Here is a 19,776-nt window from a genome sequence, read left to right as displayed (position 1 = left end):
GCCGTTTTTTTATTCCCTGTTTTGATTTTGTACCTGCTTAGACGCTTTCCAATATTTGTACAAATCTAAAACAGAGGATACCCGGGCATGCATTTTCATGTCACTTAAATCAGCCTTTATATCATCCTGAATTGCCGGATCATTCATCAGTTCATCTATTCTTCTCAAACACCTGCTCCTTGCAATATTCGCCCTACCATTCTTTAATAAAAAAACTATATCGGGCTCACAAAAACTCCAACAGCGTTTTATTACTAAAGTGATTACCGGCACCATTGTAATAATCCAGGATTTATAAGCTGCTCCATCCGGTAAGCTTTGTGCCAGATACAAAATCATCATTCCGCTTCCTGCTCCGGCTACGCTATCAGCGCTGATTGTAAGTGGGCCATTGGTCCCTTGTATTACATCGGAATACTTCATATTTTATGTTTATTCTTTTCCTAAAAAAACTCTCCCGAATTCAAGTAAATCCTCTGCATCATTCTCCTCCTTCATTTTTAATGTTACCACCTTTCCGGTTTTTCTACTGACGATGGTAAATTCCTTTGGAGGAAACAGCCGATTTACTAAAAGAAGGGAAAGCCAAATAAGGAAAGGAAACAACGTTCCGAATCCGAAAACAAGGACAATTGCTACAATTACATTTGATGTCATAAGAATTGCATTTTATTGATCGATTCAATAATAACAATTCATGAAACACAAAACTTTTTCTGCTACTATTTTCTAAAAATTTTGGAACGGATTTTCTCACGCTATTTCTGCAACATCTTCAGCATTTTAAGCTTATTGCCGAAGGGTGGGTATTTCACCGGAACATCCAGCCAGGTGCCGGTTTTCATTACACCTTTGATGTGCGTGAACTCATCGAAACTAAAGCGCCCGTGATAGCGCCCCATACCACTCGGACCAATACCTCCGAACGGCATTTCAAGGTTTGTAAAATGCACCAGTGTATTGTTGATACAGCCACCACCGAAAGCCACTTTTTCTACCAGTGTTCGTGCAGTGCGTGCGCTCTTCGTAAACACATACAGCGATAGCGGATACGGATTTGCTGCAATCATTTTTACCGCTTCTTCGGTACCGCTATATGGAAGAATGGGGAGTATAGGCCCGAAGATCTCTTCCTGCATCACGCGGGCATTGGGTTTAATATCGGTGAGGATGGTAGGTGCGATGTATTTATCGGCACGGTCGGTTTGGCCACCGGAGAAAACAGTTCCTTCGTTGAGGTATGCGGCCAGCCGGTCGAATTGTCTTTCGTTGATAATGCGGGGATAGTCCGGGCTTTTGGCAGGGTCGTCTCCATAGAATTTCCGGATGGCTTCGCGGAGATGCTCCAGTAATTCGGGAAGAATCTTTTTATCGGCCAGCACATAATCAGGGGCAATACAGGTTTGTCCGGCATTCCAGCATTTACCCCAGATGATCCGTTTGGCAGCAGTTTTAATATCGGCACCGGCATCTACCACACAGGGGCTTTTGCCGCCCAACTCAAGGGTTACCGGTGTGAGATGTGGCGCTGCCAGTTCCAATATCTTCTTTCCCACAGGAATGCTCCCGGTGAAGAAAACATGATCGAAGCGGTGCTGCATGATGTCCGGAACTACTTTTGCACCATCTCCCGTAACGGTAGTTACATGTTCGGGGACAAAGGCATCTGCTATTATTTTAACTACCACTGCTTCTGTGGCAGGCGCCAGTTCAGAAGGTTTTACGATGGCGCAGTTACCTGCCGCTATGGCGCCAATCAGTGGGTTTACCACCAGCTGGAAGGGGTAGTTCCAGGGACCGATAAGGAGTGTAAGCCCTTTCGGTTCGCGATATACCGTGCTGGAAGAGGGATAATGCATAAGAGGCGAGCTCACCGGTTGCGGGCGCATCCATTGCCGGAGATTGGTGAGGGTATGATCGATCTCGTCGTACAAAAGCCCTACTTCGCTGCCGAATGCCTCTACAGGCGCTTTACGCAGATCGGCCTTCAGGGCTGCAAGAATCTCGCCCTCATGGCGTTTCAGGGACTTTTTCAGCTGCTTTAGCGCTGATTTACGGAAGGATAAGGAACGGGTAGCACCGGAGTCGAAAAAGTGGCGCTGGGCCAGGTGAATGTCGTGAATAGCAGCCATAGGGTGATTGTTGGATTACCAATTTCGTGAAAATTCCCTGCTTTTTTGCAGTTTGAATATCTTTGTACGAATCAGCTGTGATTTAACATTATGAGCGCGAGCATTGATTATAACAAATATGAAGCGGTAATTGGCCTGGAAGTGCATGCCCAGCTGCTGACAGTCAGCAAATTATTCAGCGGCGACTCCGCCTCTTTCGGCGGCCTGCCCAATACCCACGTGAGCCCGGTGACCCTGGGGCACCCCGGCACCCTGCCCTTTATGAACCGTAAGGCAGTGGAGCTGGCCATCAGATTAGGCTTTGCCTGCCATTGCGCTATAGAGAAAGAGAACTTTTTCGCCCGTAAAAACTATTTCTACCCCGATCTCCCCAAAGGATACCAGATCAGCCAGCATACCGCGCCCATTTGCGTAGGCGGCTATGTCCCCATTTTTGTAGACGGCCAGGCCCGCAATGTGCAGCTCAACCGTATTCACCTGGAAGAAGATGCCGGTAAATCCATCCACGACCAGGACCCTTACAATACCATGGTGGACTATAACCGCGCAGGGGTTCCCCTCGTGGAAATCGTTACCGAGCCAGACCTAAGCTCAGCCGACGAAGCCTATGCCTACCTCACCGAACTCCGGCGTCTGGTGCGCTGGCTCGATGTCTGCGATGGCAACATGGAAGAAGGCTCTATGCGCTGTGATGCCAACATTTCCATCCGCCTCAAAGGCGACACCGAACTCGGCACCAAGGTGGAAGTGAAAAACATGAACTCTATCCGCAACGTGAAACGTGCCATCGAAAATGAGATCAAACGGCAGATAGAACTGGTGGAAACAGGTGGCCGCATTGTGCAGGAAACCCGCAGCTTTGACGCCTCCAATGGCAGCTCTTTCCCCCTGCGCTCCAAGGAAGAAGCCAATGATTACCGGTATTTCCCCGAGCCCGATCTGGCGCCTTTCCGCCTTACCGACGGCTTCCTCGACCAGGTGCGCCAGTCGCTCCCCGAGCTTCCTGAAGAAAAAGTGACCCGTTATACCAGCCAGCTGGGCCTCCGGGAATACGATGCCCGTGTGATCTGCGACGACCGTGATACTACATTGTATTTCGAATCGCTCATGGCTGAAACACCCCATTCCCAGGCAGCGTCCAACTGGATGCTTGGCCCCGTGAAATCGTGGCTGAACGAACGTAATGCCGCCATTTCCGAATTCCCGCTTACTCCTTCGGCCCTAGCCGCACTTATAGCGCTGATTCACGATGGAAAGGTGAATTTTTCCATAGCATCGTCGCGCATTATGCCCGCCATGATCGAGCAGCCCGGTAAAACCCCGCTGGAAGTAGCTACCGCCCTCAATCTCATCCAGGAAACGGATGCCGGCAGCATTTTGCCTGTGATAGAGGAAGTACTGGCTAAGTATCCCGCTAAGGTTGCAGAATTCCGGTCCGGGAAAAAAGGCCTTATCGGGCTTTTCGTAGGTGAAGTGATGAAACTGAGCGGTGGTAAAGCCGATCCAAAACTCACCAACGAGCTGTTAATCAAGCGCCTCAACGGTTAACATCACCGTTCATCCCGAATCGGTCGTCCCGCGTAGCCCCGCAGGGGGCCTGTTTCCCCCATCCTCCCCACTGTTGGTACCACCGCCGCAGTGAAATGGAACTTTCAGGGGATGGCAGACTCCTGCCATCTACATAATTTTAACGTTTCCGGTAAGACCTTCCGGGGATTTAGGACTATTTTTGATTGAAAATCCAAATAAAAGAAAAGCCCATGAAACAATTTGCGATTTGGCTGACAGGAGCGGCCGCCTTACTGGCAAGCTGCAACAGTCACCCGGAGAAAGGAGCGTTTAAGATTGATGTGCAACTGGCGAACACGCCCCTAGAGAAAGTGTATCTTGAAGAAGTGATGGAAAGCTCCACCAAAATCGTTGATACCGCCGCCGTTAAAGACGCTTCGGGAAAAATCACGCTCGACGGTATGGTGCCGGAACAAGGACTTTACGCCATCCGCTTCGAAAGCGGTAAATATATCTTCCTCGCCCTCGATGCCGGCGATATGAGCATTACCGGCGATTACAATGAACTGGAGAAGATTCAGGTGAAAGGCTCCGAAGCCACCACCGAAATCCAGCAGCTGCTGAACTATTACAGCGAAAAATCGCAGAAGCTCAGCAAAGAAATGCAGACCATCGACAGCCTCCGTATAGCGAAAACACCCGATAGTGTGCTTACCGCCCGCCGTCAGGCAATGGAACAGGAAACGAAAACCTTCCGTGAGCATTTCCTTTCTGCCGCACGTGCTTCCCGCAACCCCGTTCCCGCCATTTTCGCGATGGAACTGGCCGGGTTTGAAGATGCGCAGGACAGGCTGGCCCATAAAAAGGACTTCCAGGAAATCGCTAAGCGCTTCCCCGATAACAGCTTCGTAAAACATACCCTCTCCGGCCTCGATGCGCTCGAAAAAGGCGCTACCCCGGAAGCCAGCAGCGGCCCCGCCTCTATGATTGGGCAGGTTGCACCCGACTTTGTGCTTCCGGATCCCGCAGGTAAACAGGTTAGCCTTGGCTCCTTCAAAGGGAAATATGTACTGGTAGATTTCTGGGCCAGCTGGTGCGGGCCCTGCCGTCAGGAAAATCCCAACGTAGTGGCTGCTTTTAATCAATACAAAAGCAAAAACTTCACTATCCTCGGTGTATCCCTCGATAAAGAGAAAGGCGCCTGGTTAAAAGCCATTGCCGACGACCAGCTTACCTGGCCGCAGGTAAGCGACCTCAAATTCTGGGAATCTTCTGTTGTTCCATTATATGGCATCAACGCCATTCCTACCAACATCCTGGTAGACCCGCAGGGCAAAATCATTGCGGCTAACCTCCGTGGCAGCCAGCTTGAAAGCAAACTCGCTGAAGTACTGAAATAATCTGCAGCTATCACTGCATCATAACCAAAAGGCCGTCTCAATAAAATGAGACGGCCTTTTGGTTTTCCGGACCTTCCTGAGATGGCCCTTCCGATTTATCAGTTATAACCGGGATTCTGCGCAAGGTTGGTGTTCTGTTGTGTTTCCTGGAAAGGAATCGGCCATGGTGTGAACTGATCATTCCAGGCCTGTTCCGGCTGGGTAGAGCCACGGGCCGGAATATTCCGCTTCGTGCGCACGAAATCAATCATCCCGAACCCTTCAAACGCGAGCTCTATCCTCCTTTCGTTAAGGATAATATCAATCAGTTCCTGTTTGGTAGCAGGCACTGCAATGGGGTCGGCATTAGAACGCGCACGTATCTCGTTAATGATATCCAATGCATCGGTACTCACACCGGCATTGATACGCGCCAATGCTTCCGCTTTGTTCAGCATAATCTCTGCCAGCCGCATTACCGGTACCCACGAATCGAAAGGTGTTTCGAAAAACTTACCGGTATAACGGTTGCTGCCTATCTGCACAATCATTGTATCAGCGCTTTTCCTGCGGTCGTTCGCTCCAAAATTAGGCAGATTGAGGTATGAATTGCTAACCGTGATATCTCCCCTTCCCTGGCCGCTATAATGCTGTCCAATGGCATTATTGGTGTTAGGGTTATCGTTGCTGTTCATGGCAATATTAAAGATGATCTCCGAGGAAGAGATATACTTGTCTTTATCGAAATTCGCATAGGGAGCGCTTTCAAGTGCATATCCCAAGGGAGATGCCAATACTTTATCTGCAGCGGTATTTACATTCGCCCAATTCTCTGTAAGCAGATACACCCGCGACAGCAAACCGTTGGCCGCCGCCTTGGTGGCACGTGCATGGTTGAAATATCCATCGCCCCAGTCATCAGGCAGGCCTGCCTCCGCCTCTGTCAGATCTTTAATGATGAGGTCATACGTTTGCTTCACAGTACTTCTGGCCACACGGTATTTAGGATCAAAAGCTTCAGCACCCGTTTGAGGAGGCGGCATCGTCATCAGGGGTATACCCAAATGACTGCCATCTGCACTAAAGCCATATGTCTGAGCATAAATGTTCACGAGGTAGTAGTACACCAGTGCCCGCACAAATTTAGCTTCTGCAGCATATTGTTTGATCTCATCCGCACTCAGCACACTTCCCGCCTTCTCTACATTAAACAGGAAATTGTTTGCTTCGAAAATGGTGCGGTAACCTCCCGTCCATGCCAGCAAAGCTGTACCGTTATTGGAAAGCATATTGAACGTGGGGATCTGCCCGAAGAAGGCGGATACATTCACATCGTTTCCACGCTGATCAATATAAATCAGCGCCCTCCCGCCAAGGAACTCTGCATTCTGCAATGCGTGATACATACCGATGGCGGCAGATTCTATGCGCGTGGGATTATTAAAAACATCGCTCGGATTCACCCCTTCATATGGGTCCTGCTCATTAACCTTTGAACAGGATCCAAGCATTAACACGGCGCAAAGTCCATACGTTAGAACCGATCGGAAACTATACTTGATTTGTAAATATTTCATGATGATTAAGTTTTAGATCAGAAAGATGCGTTTAAACCAACGGAGATCGTTCTGCCAAGCGGCACGCCACGGTTATCTACACCAAAGGCGATGTTGGCTGTGCGGTTGGTATTGATCTCAGGATCAGCACCCTTGTACTTGGTAAGCAATGCCAGATTATCTCCCGATACAAACACACGCAGCGTATTCAACCCGATTTTTTCTTTAATACCGGGGAAAGCATACCCAAGCGCTACAGTTTTCAAACGGAGGTAATCGCCCTTCTCCAGCCAGCGGGTAGATGTTTGCGTGGTTACCGCATCACGCAGGAATATTTTCGGCACATCGGTATTCTTGTTCTGAGGTGTCCAGCGCTCAGTCATTTCATGCAGGTTGTTGTTAAGGAAGTTGGTCATGAGCCCTTGCCTTGTGGCGTTAAAGATGTAGTTACCGCCGCTGAACTGTATGGCAATGTTGAGCGAAAATCCTTTATAGGTAATCGTATTATCCAGGCCGCCATACCATGTGGGGTAACCGGACTTGCCTTCGAGATAATTGGCATCATTTGCAGTAACTGACGTAACTACCTTAGAGCCGTCGGGAGTAGTCCAGCGGTTGGCTGTAGCTACACCGGGCGATGGGTTGTACATCTTCACTGTACCGTCTTTTGCACGGAACATACCATATCCTGTTTCGGGATTTACGCCCGCCCAGTCAATCATGTACCAAACACCAATGGGGCGGCCAACGCTTGCACGGTTGGAGCCACTGATGATATCACTACCATCAACCAGTTTCGTGATCTTATTTTTCAGGTGAGTAAAGTTGGCGGAAACGTTCCATTCGAATTGCTTGCTGGCCACAGGTGTACCGCGCACTGTTATCTCAATACCGCGGTTCCACATTTCGCCGATATTCCTCGATACAACTGAACCGGGGATACCTGTTGTTCTAAGCGTAGGCGCATCCAATACCAGATTATCCACATCATTATTGAAGTAATCCAGCGTGAGGCCCAAGCGGTTATTGAAGAATGCTGCATCGATACCGATGTCCATCTTCTTGGATGTTTCCCAACGCAGGCCGGGGTCGCCGAGCTGGCTCATAGACAGGCCGTTTACATCCGCATATTGGCCACCGCCGATGAGGGTTCTCCATGCATAGGCACTCACATTACCATTACCTACAAGACCATAGCTGGCACGCAGCTTCAGGTCATTGATCCAGGAAACATTGTCTTTCAGGAAACTCTCTTCTGAAATACGCCATCCGATAGATCCGCCGGGGAAATAACCTCTGCGTTTATCCGGCCCGAAATCAGAATAGGCATCTGCACGAAATACAAACTCTGCATAATACTTGCTCGCATAATTATACGCTGCACGGCCGAGGTAGGAATCAAATGCATTGGCAGTTTGTGCACCGCCTGTAAATGAATTGCCATCACCAGCAGAAAGCCCGTCGTAAATATATTTGAAGTAATCATCAGCAAGATTGGCCTGCCCCGTATACAGCTGGAAGTTGCGGGAATACTGGTACTCCAGGCCGGCCAGTAACGAAATGTTGTGTTTTTCGTTGAATGTAAGATTGTAATTAGCCAGGTTGGTCCAGTTCCAAAGCTGAGTCTGGTAAAGGTTCTCCTGTACAAGACCATTCAGGTTAAAACCGTTCCCCGCCTGATCGGGACCACTGTATTGGTCTTCGAAGTTCTGCAGGTAATCGACACTGAAACGGGAGGTAAGTTTCAGTCCTTTCAGCGGCGTAACATCTACATAAATATTGGACAATACGCGCCGGGTTTCATTATCGTTGCGGCCCATATTAATGCTTGCCAGCGGGTGGAAAAAGCGGTTTAGGCGCTCGCTCACACGATTGCCCCCATTACCCAAATCGCGGTTGGATGGCGAAAGATAATAACCCTGATATGCACCCGTACTGTTATACACCGGTACATTGGGAGGCGCATTATATCCACCCACTGTTGAGCCCGCGAGGAATCCATCAGACAATACGCCGTTGTTCAACCCGCGTGAGGCATAAACAGAAAGCCCTACTTTCAGCCATGTTTTAGGAGTAACATCCGCATTGATTCTGGCAGATCCTCTGCGCAGGCGGTTACCCACCAGGAAACCTTTCATATCGGCGTACTCGGCAGATCCATAGATCTGTGATTTGTCGGTACCACCACTGAATGACAGCTGGTGTGTTTGCTGCATACCGGTTTTAAAGATCACATCCATCCAATCGGTACGGTCTGGCTTGCCATCACCGTTCTCATCAAAATCAGCGGCTATATTGGGCTGGTTCATATTACCCGATTTCTCATTCTGGATCACGAGAAACTCGTCGCCATTCAGCAGCTTGGGTGCACGGCGCACCGTGGCCCATGATAGCAGCGTGTTATAGTTCACTGCTATTTGTCCGCGTTTGCCGCGTTTGGTGGTGATAACGATTACGCCATTACCTGCGCGGGAACCGTAAAGCGCCGCGGCAGCAGCATCTTTCAGCACATCAATGCTTTCGATGTCGTTGGGGTTGATGTCGGCAAGCGGATTATAACGCGTACCATTACCGGCGTTAAAAATGTTGGTGTTTTGCGCAGTGTTCAAAACGATTCCATCCACCACAATCAGGGGGTTGGATGTGTTGGAGATCGAGTTTACGCCGCGGATGCGGATGGCCACTGCATCGCCCAGTACACCGGATTGCATGTTTACATTCACGCCGGCAGCAAGCCCGTCCAGCGCCTGATCAAAACTCTGGATAGGGCGGTTGTTAATTTGCGTGGCTTCGATCTTGGAAGAGGCTGCTGTCGCATCTTTCCGGTTAATGTCAACATACCCCGTTACCACCACTTCGTTGAGGGTTTTATCATCTGCCCCCAACGCTACGTTCCGCACACCGCTTGAAGGCACTGCGATCTCCTGTGTTGCGAAACCAATGAATGAATACACCAACACATCATTCGGCCCGTTAACCTCAATGCGGTAATCGCCGTTAGCGTTGGTAATAGTTCCTTTTGATGTTCCTTTAATGGAAATGGTCACACCTGGTAATGGTGACCCGTCAGTCTGATCGGTAACCTTCCCCGTTACGGTACGGGATTGGGCGAGAGATTGCCCCATAAGCATAACCGAAAAGAGAATGAGAAGTAACATTCCTTTCATGTCGATTAGATTTTTGTTGATAAGAAATTTTCGTGTATAGGAAATAAGTGCAGGCAGGATCAATCCGTCGGATATATCAATATGCTGTTCTTGTGGGCTACGCTTAGGGCTTCGTCCTGGGTCTTAAAACTTACTGCTCGATTTAGATTTGGATGGTCTGCTGCATGACCGCTACATTAGTAAATTAATCAAAAAAGAAACATGACGGTCACACTAGATAAAAATACCGGAAAACAAGTAGGTAGATACTAACGGATAATGGCTATAATTATTTGCTTATCATATCATAACAAAATAATAATTATGTGTCTGGCTACTATATTATCATGATAAAAAAACGGCCCGGAGCATACTCGCTGCCGGGCCGTTTTTGATCAGGTTTTTTTGTTGTGGTATAACCTTACTGCATATATAGCGGATGCTGTTGCATATTCCGGTTTGCCTGCACCTCTGCCAATGGTATGGGCATGAAATATTGTTTGCGTGTAACGGGAAGCGTTATAACACCACCGATATTTGCAACGTCCTGTGCAGTACGTACGATGTCTTTCTTCCAGCGGCGAAGATCGAAGTATCGGTGGCCTTCGAATGCGAGCTCGCGGAAGCGTTCTTCTTCCACAGCGGCCAGTACAGCTGCAGCAGTTCCATATGCGGTATGCACGTAGTTATCTATCCGCAGGCTCTTCAGATCTTCCAGATCAGCATTGGCGCTTGCAAGGTTGCCACCGGTTTTCATAGCCTCGGCTTCCGCGCGGATCAGGTACATTTCCGACACGCGGAATAACTTGATGTCGGCCATGTTGAAATTCGCTGGCTGTCCGCCTGCATACTTTATAACCGCCCAGCGTGTATCTGCCGGGGCAGGGTTTAAATCACTTATCCAGGTATTGAAACGCACATCATGCGCCCCATTGAATGCAGCAATAAGTTTGAAAGAAGGCGCGTAATGAATCATCCCTGATGCGTTACGGTAAAAGCTACCGAAGCGCTCATCCTGCGGTTCTCTTTTAAGTTTCCAGATCACCTCATGCTTCTTTACATCGCTCCAAATTTCAGGAAATTGCGCAGCAGTAGCCAGCGGTACAGCATCTATCACTTCTTTGGCCGCCGCAATGGCCGTGTTCCAGTCTTTCTGGTACAGGGCAGTTCTTGCTTCAATGGCCGACACTGCCAATCGTGTAATGCGGGTAATGGTATCCCATGAAGCAGGAATGAGTGCTTTTGCCTCCGTAAGATCTTTCCGGATTTGGGTAAACACATCTCCCACGGTATTCCGTTCCGGCTTACCGGCTGCAGATACCGTCATTACCGGCACACCTCCGTCATTCGGCTCATACGAGATGGCATAATGCCTGATAAGTTCCAGATGGCAATAGGCGCGCAAAGCGAGGAGCTCACCTTTCATCCGGCGCTTGCGCACTTCGTCAGATGCCACTGCAGGAATACCGTCGATAACTGCCAGAATACGATTGGCCCTGTCTATCACCTGGTAGTTGCTCTGCCAGGCAGGCAATACATCTGGCGTAGTGGGGTCGTGTACCCACCGCATCATCTGCCCACCCGCAACACTCGTATTCTCTACCGGCGTCATGTTCTCGTCAGAAACGAGGGAGCTTATCTTAATTGATTGTCCGTTAAGCCCGGCATAAACACCCAGCACACCGGCGTTCAGATCACTCACCGAAGTAAAGGCGACTGTCTGATCTTTAATATCTGTAGGCTTCACATCAAGGTCGCCGAGGCAGGAGGCCGCCACGATCCAGGCTGTGAGCAAAGTATATTGCAACTTACATTTCATCGTTTCTCTATTTTATATCAGAACTGGATACGAACACCAGCTACCAGTGTGCGCGGTGAAGGATATTCGAAAAATGCCTGTCCGTTTGTGTCTTCAGGATCAAAGCCGTTCCATTTCGTAAATGTCAGCAGATTATGGCCCTGTGCATATATGGTAGCACCTTTCACGACTTTCAACGGAGCGAGGAAATGTGCCGGCAGTGTATAGGAAACCTGTGCATTGCGCAACCGTATGAACGATGCATCCTGAATATCCATGGAAGTGTAATTCCGGACATCTCCAAATGAAGGCACATTTGTTACATCACCCGGTTTACGCCAGCGCTCCAGCCATTTACGCGACTGGTTGTTGGAAGCAAAAACGTTGTTATTAAATGTAAATATATCCATTGAATTATACCTGTTCATACCTTGTGCATAGGTAAAAAACACATCCGCACTGAAGCCTTTCCAGCGAACACCGGTGGAGAATCCACCATATACCGGCGGCTCTGAGCCTCCGAAATCAGCTACACTCATCAAAGGAATGTTGTAATTCGTGGTTAGATTCCCACTCCGGTCATAATATAGGGCTTTCCCTGTCTGGGGATCAACTCCTCCATACTTAACAATGTAGTGCGCTCTTACAGGCAGCCCTTCACGAATAAGGAACGTGCCCTGCTGATACTCATTTGCACTTCCCAGATCAGTAACACGGTTACGGTTATATGTGAAGTTGATACCTGCAGTCCAGGTCAGATCGTTTGTTCTGATAATATCACCGTTCAATTCCAGTTCTATCCCGCGGTTGTTGATACTACCGGCGTTGATATTACGCGATGAGAACCCGCTCGTCAAGGAGAGTTGCTCACTCAGGAAAAAACCTTTTGTTGTACGGCTATATACATCACCTACCAGGCGAAGGCGCTGATCGAAAAATGCGAGATCCAGCCCGGCATTCAGCATATGCGTTTTCTCCCATTCATAGTCGGAGTTACCGGCAGCCACAGGAGCGATTGCGGGCTGACCGTCGTAACGGGAAGCACCATAACCTGCAGCATATGCGAAGTAAGAAGTTGGCGGTGCGGCAGAGCTTCCGTAGCTGGCGCGCACACGGAGCGTATTGATCCATTCCACTTTTTCAAGCCAGGGCAGGTCATAACCCGCACCAATGGAATAAAACGGCTGCCAGCGGTTTTTCTCCGGCAGGGTGGAAGAACCATCGTAGCGATAACTGAGGTTAAGGCTGAAGCGCTCGTCAAGCATATACCTGACCAGCCCCACCCACGAAGCCAGAGCAGCCCCGGTTTTCTTACCGCCCACAGCCGGTATAAACCCATTAATGGGTGACCCCGGCGTAGTACCCGAAAGGGTACCTTCCAGCCCCGGTGTAATTCCATATCCTGTCGCTTCCAGGTTCGACCATTTCATACGGTTGAACTCATAAAACCCGGCAACTATGAGCCTGTGGCGCTCGTTCAGGAGTTTATCGTAAGTAAGGCCGGTAGAAGAAGTAAACTGGAACGAGCGCGCTATATCTTCGCGGTGGCTCCCCTGCCCTCCCGGTGCGGCTTTACCGGCATTAGAACCCGGTGCCGCCGTACGGATATCGTGGTTCTCCCGGAAGTCCATTCCTATATTAAAAGTGGCATACAGCCAATCGTTCACATCGTATCTGAGTGAGGAACTCAGCAAGCCTTTCAGTTGATTAACGCGGTAAGATGTGGTTTGCATACGCTCTATTGCATCAGAGCCTTCGCGGGTATCATAAGCGCCTCCAAAGTTGCTCTTATTCCCGTTATGCACCAGCACACCGTTCACATAAGGCTGCTCGTAAGGCAATGCGTAATATACCGCAACAAAGGGATTGCCTTTACCTTGCGTATTTTCATTCTCAATGAGGTCGCTTTCGGTATAGCCTACAGCAGAGTTCACCGAAAACCTGAGCTTACGGCCTTTAGCATCAAGGTTGGTACGGAAAGTATATCTGTCAAGCCCGGAGCGGTAAGCAATGCCTTGCTGAGACAGATAGCTGGCCGAAGAATAGAAACGTACTTTATCTGTACCTCCGTTAGCAGTCAGTTCATATTCATGAAAGGGTGCTGCATCACGGATGAGGTAATCCATCCAATCTGTCTGAATACGGCCAAGACTGTCGAGAATGGCTTTATTGCGTGCTTTCCGGTCGGCCGGAAGGCTTGCGTTAGCGGGGTTCTTATCTGAGAAGATCCACCCTGCACCAATGCTTTTACTATTCTCCAGCCCTACTTCCTCCTCAAAACGCAGTCTTTCCTGCGTATTCATCATATCAAAATGCCTGCGCGAAGGCTGGGATATGCCATGCCGGGTATTAAAGGAGAAGCGAACCTCTCCCTGCTGGCCCCTGCGGGTAGTGATAAGCACTACGCCGTTGGCACCCCGTGAACCGTAAAGTGCAGTTGCATTGGCATCTTTAAGAATACTGACGGATTCGAAATCCGCAGGATTGAGTCCAATAAATACTCCCCGCTCCACTGCTACACCGTCTACGATATAAAGTGGTGCTGAGGAGACCAGATCGCTGATTTCGCTATTGGTAGCGGTACCGCGGATTACCATCTTAGCAGTTGCTCCGGGCTGTCCGCTGGCCGAAGCCACATAAAGGCCTGGAGCGCGCCCCTGCAGCATCTGATCGAAGCTGGCAATGGGAGACTGACGCAGTTTTTCCCCTGATACAATAGTGGCTGCACCAGTGTATTGCTTTCTGGTAGCTGTATTGTACCCGGAAATAACCACTTCGTCAAGAAGCCGTTTTGAGGGAACAGTTGTATCGGGCCGGTTGTCGGTTTGTTGAGCAACGCCGGGAATGCTGATGGCGGATAGCAGCCATAGCGATAGCGTTTTATTCATGAGATTTTTTTTTGTGTCTAATGCCCCGTAGGTTATGACAGGAATAAAACACAAGATACTGAATTTCAACTGATATGACAGTACACTTTTATGTTATTGGAAATATCGCCGGATAGTTTATGTAAAGCGTTAAAAAAGCCGCTCCCAGTGCAGGAAGCAGCTTATGAGGCGTTACATGGCCGGCCTTTAAAAAGAAATCCCCCCGGCAGAGCCAGGGGGATTCTTATAATTTTCCGATTATATCTAAAGACTATTGCACGTCCCACCATACTCTCTCATCGATCTTTTTCAGACCGGGGAAGTTGGCGTTACGGGTAAGCTCAGCCTGAGGATATACGAAACGCTGAGGCCTGCTGTTAACACCGAGCACGGAGGCAGCCGACCTTACGAGGAAGGAGGGGTAGCCGAGGCGACGGTAATCGCACCAGGACTCAAAGCCTTGCATACCGGTGGCAGCAAAGTACTTCTGCGTGATGATTTTTTCGAGTTGTTGCGCACGGTTGCCGGTGAGTGCTACAGCGGGCTGAGCGATATATGCATCAGCCTGCGCGGAAGTCAGCTCAAGGGTCTCGAAGCTGGCGCGGATACCTTGCTCATACAATGCAGCTGCGCTACCAGCACCCCAGCCACGGAGAGCGGCTTCAGCCTGCAGGAAGTAGCTTTCTGCGGCGGTGATCATTTTGCTCGGTACTAATTCTCCGAGGGTCCTTGAACCAGGACGGGAGCCGGGGAAGTTAGACGGAACATCATTGAAACCACCCTGAGGCATAGATGTATAAGCACCGGCATTCAGGTTGAAGAGACGGCCGAGACGAGGGTCGTTGTAAGATTTCAACTTGTCCATAACGGTAGAAGAAGCTGTCTGGTTACGGATCTGCAGCGTGAGTACCTCTTCCCAGATGGGGAACATATTACCGCCACCACCGGGGTTCTCCAGGTTTACATTATTCTCCAGGTAACCGAAGCCATTTTGTTGGATGGCAAGTATTCCTGCTTTCGATTTAACGGAGTCTGCAGTTTCTGAAATACGCATGTAAGCACGGAGCTTCAGGGTATTAGCAAATTGCTTCCAGGCATCCATATCGCCTGCCAACAACAGATCGCCTTCGGGAGGATATGCAGAAGTTGCATCCATCAGCGCTGTTGCTTTGGTAATCCAGGCGAAGATGCTATCGTACACCTGACGCTGAGGATCGTATTTAGGGCTGCGGTTACCACGGCCGTCGAGCGCTTCTGTTAACGGAATATCGCCGAAACCATCTGTCAGCAGCTGGAAGGAATACGCACGCATAACATAAGCAACAGCAGCGTACTGTTTGAACTTATTCAGATGCGCGAGGCTGATGAGGGAATCCGTATCAGCCAGGGCATTCGCATACAGGATAGCCCACGGACGGTCGAAATCGGACGGACCGGACGAGTAAGCATCAATGCTGCGGAACTGGCTGGCATTGGGAGACTGTGTCCAGTATTGCGACCAGAAGTTACCGAACTGCAGGTAGTGATAGTTCTGAACGTGCGCTACTGCTGCCTGAATAGAAGGCAGAATCTGATCGGGATTGGCTTTAGTGGTGCTGTTCGGGCTTTCATTGATATCAAGGAAATCCTTACAGCCAGGCAGCATGATCGCTGCCACCGCCAGGCCTGCTATGATTGATTTGAATTGGTTTCTTTTCATGACTTTCTCTTTTACCTCTTTGGATTAAAAACTTACTTTCAGATTGAAGCCGAAGTTACGCAGCGAAGGTTGTGCGGTAAAGTCGAAGCCTTGCTCGTTACCGGCACCACCAGAGTTAACTTCCGGATCCGCGAACATGTTTTCTTTCGGAGTTTTGATCCAGAGGTTGTTACCGAAGAAACCGATGCTCGCATCACCAAACGGTGTGCGTCCCAGTAAGGTCTTAGGCAGTTTATACAGGAGGCTCACTTCACGCAGCTTCACATAAGATGCATCGAGCACGTGTACTGCGTTCGGAACAACCTGTTGGTTGGTCCAGAAATCTTCCCAGTAAGTTTCAACAGTTGTGTTGGGTACATATTTAGTTCCATCCCAGAAAACTGTGTTGGGCTCAACGCGTGGGTCACGACCACCTTCAGTAGTACGCGGTGTGGTACCAACGAAAGTCATGATGTCGCTCGTGCGGGAATAGAACTGACCACCTTGTTTGGTATCAAACAGTACATTCAGGCTTAAGCCTTTGTAGCTGAGGTTGGTACCCCATGAAGCCATCCATTTAGGATTGTAAGAACCAAGATAAACAGGCTGATCAGTAGTTACAGGCAGACCAGTTTCCTGATTAATTACAGTACGGCCCTGATCGTCGCGGAGGATATCCTGGCTGTAGAAAGTACCATAAGGTTTACCTACAGCAGCAACGATGCTCATACCGCCAACACCACCGATGATGAGGTTTTCAACACCAGGCAGCAGGGATACCACTTCGTTTTTGTTTTTGGTATAAGTACCATACAGTTCCCAGGTAAAACCAGATGCAGTACGCACTGGCGTAACACGAAGTCCGATTTCCACACCTTTGTTTTCTACAACACCGGTGTTAAGGATCTCAGCGGTAAAACCGGTAGAAGGTGCGATCGGAGCAGGGATGATCTGATCTTTAGAACGGTTCTGATAGTAAGAGAAGTCTAAAGACAAACGGTTATCCCAGAAGTTCAGTTCTGTACCTACTTCAAATGCGTTGGTTCTTTCCGGTTTCAGGTTAGGGTTACCAATCGTGTTACCGATGGTCAGACCCGGAGTAGTACCGAAGGGAAACAGCGTATTAGCGAAACCACCCAGAATCTGTGTTCTGGCATAGAATGTTTTCAGCAGATAAGGATCAGCGTCGTTACCCACGGAAGCGTAGCTGGCGCGGATTTTACCGAAGGTCAGGAATTCACCCAGCTTGCTGTCTTTCAGCATTTCAGTAAATACGAATGAACCGTTAACGCTGGGATAGAAGAAGGAACGGTTAGCCGCAGGCAGTGTGGAAGACCAGTCGTTACGGGCAGTAGCACCCAGGAACAACATGTTCTTGTATGACAGGTTCAACTCTCCGTACAGACCCACCAGGCGGCGCATGCTGCGGAAGTTGTCGGACTGAACGTTACCATTGGAGTTATCCAGGTTATACCATCCGGGGATCACCAGGCCACCTGCGCTATTCGTATTAGCGTTCAGCTGGTTAACGATACGCTGGCGGATGTTGTTACCCACCATCAGGCTCGCGGTAAAGTCTTTGGTAAAGTCTTTCTTCGCAGTCACCATCAGGTCATGTACGATATCACTAACGTTGATGGTATTCTCTTCGTAACGACCAGGAACGGCTTTAGGATTGTACCCGCTGCCTGCGTCGTCAATCGCTTCAACATCAAGTTTAGCGTGTTTCAAACGGCGACGGTCAGAGTATACGTCTGCGCCAAGGCGCTCAGTAACTGTCAGCCAATCGAGCGGTTTGTAGGTGATGGTAAAGTTACCGGTCACACGATCCACGTCGTTGAGGTTGGAGAAGTTCTTCAGAATCCACCAGGGGCTGAGGGTGTAGTTACCATAGTAACCATATGCAGGGTTACCGTCAGCATCAGTCAGTACGTCGCCCATGCTGTAGTATGGATTCTTCAGATCGCCCATCTGGTGCAGGGGAATGTCACGGGGGGTTTGCAGTACGTTGTCGTACACAGAACCATCGCCCTGGCCACCCTGAACCATGTTGCTGTTGATTTTAGTGTAGTTAACACCGATTGAGGTGGAGAACTTGTTGCTCAGCTCAGTGCTACCGTTGAAACGAACACCGTACTTGTTATACTTGTCCGTGTTGCCGGGCATTACACCATTGGAGTTGAGCGCATTCAGTGAAAGGTAGTAAGTAGATTTCTCAGTACCGCCGGCAAGAGACAGGTTGTTGTTCCAGGCTTTACCGAGTTCGAAGAATTTCTTCACGTTGTCGGGCTGGTTAATATAGGGCTTCTGCAGACGAACACCATTGATCGACTGGCCCCAGGGTTGAGTGGAACCATCGAACTTGGGACCCCAGGAGAAGTTCTCCAGCGGATCGGGTTCAAAGTTGTAACCCTGACCATAATCGCTCTGCAGGTCGGGGAGCTTCAGAACGTTAGAAAAAGTTACGGCAGTGTTGTAGGTGATTTCCTGCTTGGCACGACCACCTTTCTTACCACTCTTGGTGGTAATGATCAAGGCACCGTTAGAAGCACGGGAACCGTACAGAGCTGCTGCAGCAGGACCTTTCAGCACGGAAACTGACTCGATATCGTCCGGGTTGATGTCGTTACCACGGTTACCAAAGTCGATCGACGAACGGCTGTCTTCACCACCGATAACGCTGGAGTTGTCGATGGGAACACCATCCACAACCAGCAGTGCCTGGTTCTCACCACTGATGGAAGAACCACCACGGAGTACGATACGGGAAGAAGAACCGGGAGCAGAGGCAGTGGAGGTAATGTTCACACCTGCTACTTTACCGGTAAGGGCATTCAGCGGGCTTACACTCTGGCCACGGGTGATTTCTTCAGCATTAATTGTGGGAGCTGCGTAACCGAGCGAGCGCTTGTCCCTGCGGATCGCATTGGCAGTTACAACAGTTTCTGTAAGTGTTCTTACGTCCGTTCTCAGGACAACATTTACAATAGCACCGTTGATTTTGGCTGTAGCATCGGACATACCGATGAACTTAATGGTGAGCTCGGTTACTCCATCGGGTACATTCAGGGAATAATCACCATCGACGTTGGTGACAGTGCCTACATTCGTGCCTTTGGCCAGCACAGTGGCACCGATGATCGGTGAGCCGTCTTCTCCGGAAGTCACCTTTCCTTTAATGGTTCGGCTCTGCGCCAATACCTGACCTGACAGACATATCAGGATCAGGAAAAGTGCGGTTAGACCTTTCCTCATAAGCATAATTTAGATGTTTAACAGAATTTTAACAGACAAATATAAATTACTTAACTCTTTTTTAACGCAATTGATTTGTAATTTTTTTGGAGGGGACATACATTTTTTTTTAGTGAATACTTTTTTTCCTTGATAAGTTCATTGAGAACCATACGATAAAAGAAGTTATATGTATATCGCCTGTATCCTTTGTACGGCTGGGTATAGGCCTGGTACAAAAAGAAAAAGCAGGCGACAAGATTATCACCCGCTTATCATCAACCAAAATCTAAATCGAGATCTTTAGAATGGTTTTGATGCCCCGCAGAAGCGCGAAGCACAATATTTTTATACGATGAAATGCTGTTCTGTAAAAGATTACACGCAGTTCCCCGACCAGATCTTGCACACGAAGAAATGCCGGAATACCCGCATACAACGTGTTGTAACGATTTCTTTTTCATAAGCGACAGACTT

The 19,776-nt window shown here is 49.2% G+C and carries 11 protein-coding genes; 2 read left to right on the top strand and 9 right to left on the bottom strand.

Going from position 1 to position 19,776, the window contains the following annotated elements; all coding sequences use genetic code 11:
• Window positions 1-9: 9 nt before the first annotated feature.
• The 3 genes from DEV76_RS06635 to DEV76_RS06625 form a co-directional block, all read right to left on the bottom strand.
• On the bottom strand, window positions 10-423 hold the full coding sequence (locus DEV76_RS06635; RefSeq protein ID WP_109696350.1) for a hypothetical protein: 414 nt from the start codon (window positions 421-423) through the stop codon (window positions 10-12).
• 9 nt (window positions 424-432) lie between these two features.
• Window positions 433-657: a hypothetical protein gene (locus DEV76_RS06630; protein WP_109696349.1), complete on the bottom strand. Its 225-nt coding sequence runs from the start codon at window positions 655-657 to the stop codon at window positions 433-435.
• A 101-nt stretch (window positions 658-758) separates the two neighbouring features.
• The gene (locus tag DEV76_RS06625; RefSeq protein WP_109696347.1) at window positions 759-2,132 is read right to left on the bottom strand and encodes an aldehyde dehydrogenase; all 1,374 of its coding nucleotides are present in this window, start codon (window positions 2,130-2,132) and stop codon (window positions 759-761) included.
• A 90-nt stretch (window positions 2,133-2,222) separates the two neighbouring features.
• Between DEV76_RS06625 and gatB the strand changes: the two genes are divergently transcribed.
• Both gatB and DEV76_RS06615 read left to right on the top strand, forming a co-directional pair.
• Window positions 2,223-3,680, top strand: coding sequence for an Asp-tRNA(Asn)/Glu-tRNA(Gln) amidotransferase subunit GatB (gene gatB, locus DEV76_RS06620; protein WP_198651963.1), 1,458 nt, complete (start codon window positions 2,223-2,225; stop codon window positions 3,678-3,680).
• A 212-nt stretch (window positions 3,681-3,892) separates the two neighbouring features.
• Entirely contained in the window at window positions 3,893-5,041 is a 1,149-nt protein-coding gene (locus DEV76_RS06615; protein WP_198651962.1) for a TlpA disulfide reductase family protein, read from the top strand.
• Window positions 5,042-5,139: 98 nt separating this feature from the next.
• Here DEV76_RS06615 and DEV76_RS06610 read toward each other — a convergent pair whose 3' ends face one another.
• From DEV76_RS06610 to DEV76_RS06585, 6 genes are all read right to left on the bottom strand, one after another.
• A complete protein-coding gene (locus DEV76_RS06610) occupies window positions 5,140-6,597 on the bottom strand; it encodes a RagB/SusD family nutrient uptake outer membrane protein (RefSeq protein WP_109696343.1) in 1,458 nt (485 codons plus the stop codon).
• Between the two features lie 17 nt (window positions 6,598-6,614).
• On the bottom strand, window positions 6,615-9,743 hold the full coding sequence (locus DEV76_RS06605) for a SusC/RagA family TonB-linked outer membrane protein (RefSeq protein WP_109696341.1): 3,129 nt from the start codon (window positions 9,741-9,743) through the stop codon (window positions 6,615-6,617).
• A 400-nt stretch (window positions 9,744-10,143) separates the two neighbouring features.
• Window positions 10,144-11,541, bottom strand: coding sequence for a RagB/SusD family nutrient uptake outer membrane protein (locus DEV76_RS06600; protein WP_109696339.1), 1,398 nt, complete (start codon window positions 11,539-11,541; stop codon window positions 10,144-10,146).
• Window positions 11,542-11,558: 17 nt separating this feature from the next.
• Complete coding sequence (locus DEV76_RS06595) at window positions 11,559-14,408, bottom strand: SusC/RagA family TonB-linked outer membrane protein (protein ID WP_109696336.1); 2,850 nt, start codon at window positions 14,406-14,408, stop codon at window positions 11,559-11,561.
• Between the two features lie 250 nt (window positions 14,409-14,658).
• Entirely contained in the window at window positions 14,659-16,086 is a 1,428-nt protein-coding gene (locus tag DEV76_RS06590; protein WP_109696334.1) for a SusD/RagB family nutrient-binding outer membrane lipoprotein, read from the bottom strand.
• A gap of 24 nt (window positions 16,087-16,110) precedes the next feature.
• Complete coding sequence (locus tag DEV76_RS06585; protein ID WP_109696708.1) at window positions 16,111-19,320, bottom strand: SusC/RagA family TonB-linked outer membrane protein; 3,210 nt, start codon at window positions 19,318-19,320, stop codon at window positions 16,111-16,113.
• Between the last annotated feature and the right edge of the window lie 456 nt (window positions 19,321-19,776).

It is taken from the genome of Chitinophaga deserti (assembly GCF_003149455.1).
In the GTDB taxonomy this organism is placed as follows: domain Bacteria; phylum Bacteroidota; class Bacteroidia; order Chitinophagales; family Chitinophagaceae; genus Chitinophaga; species Chitinophaga deserti.
The sequence above is the reverse complement of the archived record's forward strand: the minus strand, read 5'-3'. Positions and strand labels throughout refer to the sequence as shown.

What these genes read in the sequence shown, in the direction of transcription:
- DEV76_RS06590 (WP_109696334.1), bottom strand. Translation starts at nt 16,086, where the DNA reads ATGAAAAGAAACCAATTCAAATCAATCATAGCAGGCCTGGCGGTGGCA.
- DEV76_RS06605 (WP_109696341.1), bottom strand. Translation starts at nt 9,743, where the DNA reads ATGAAAGGAATGTTACTTCTCATTCTCTTTTCGGTTATGCTTATGGGG.
- DEV76_RS06585 (WP_109696708.1), bottom strand. Translation starts at nt 19,320, where the DNA reads ATGAGGAAAGGTCTAACCGCACTTTTCCTGATCCTGATATGTCTGTCA.
- DEV76_RS06595 (WP_109696336.1), bottom strand. Translation starts at nt 14,408, where the DNA reads ATGAATAAAACGCTATCGCTATGGCTGCTATCCGCCATCAGCATTCCC.
- DEV76_RS06600 (WP_109696339.1), bottom strand. Translation starts at nt 11,541, where the DNA reads ATGAAATGTAAGTTGCAATATACTTTGCTCACAGCCTGGATCGTGGCG.
- DEV76_RS06635 (WP_109696350.1), bottom strand. Translation starts at nt 423, where the DNA reads ATGAAGTATTCCGATGTAATACAAGGGACCAATGGCCCACTTACAATC.
- DEV76_RS06625 (WP_109696347.1), bottom strand. Translation starts at nt 2,132, where the DNA reads ATGGCTGCTATTCACGACATTCACCTGGCCCAGCGCCACTTTTTCGAC.
- gatB (WP_198651963.1), top strand. Translation starts at nt 2,223, where the DNA reads ATGAGCGCGAGCATTGATTATAACAAATATGAAGCGGTAATTGGCCTG.
- DEV76_RS06610 (WP_109696343.1), bottom strand. Translation starts at nt 6,597, where the DNA reads ATGAAATATTTACAAATCAAGTATAGTTTCCGATCGGTTCTAACGTAT.
- DEV76_RS06615 (WP_198651962.1), top strand. Translation starts at nt 3,893, where the DNA reads ATGAAACAATTTGCGATTTGGCTGACAGGAGCGGCCGCCTTACTGGCA.
- DEV76_RS06630 (WP_109696349.1), bottom strand. Translation starts at nt 657, where the DNA reads ATGACATCAAATGTAATTGTAGCAATTGTCCTTGTTTTCGGATTCGGA.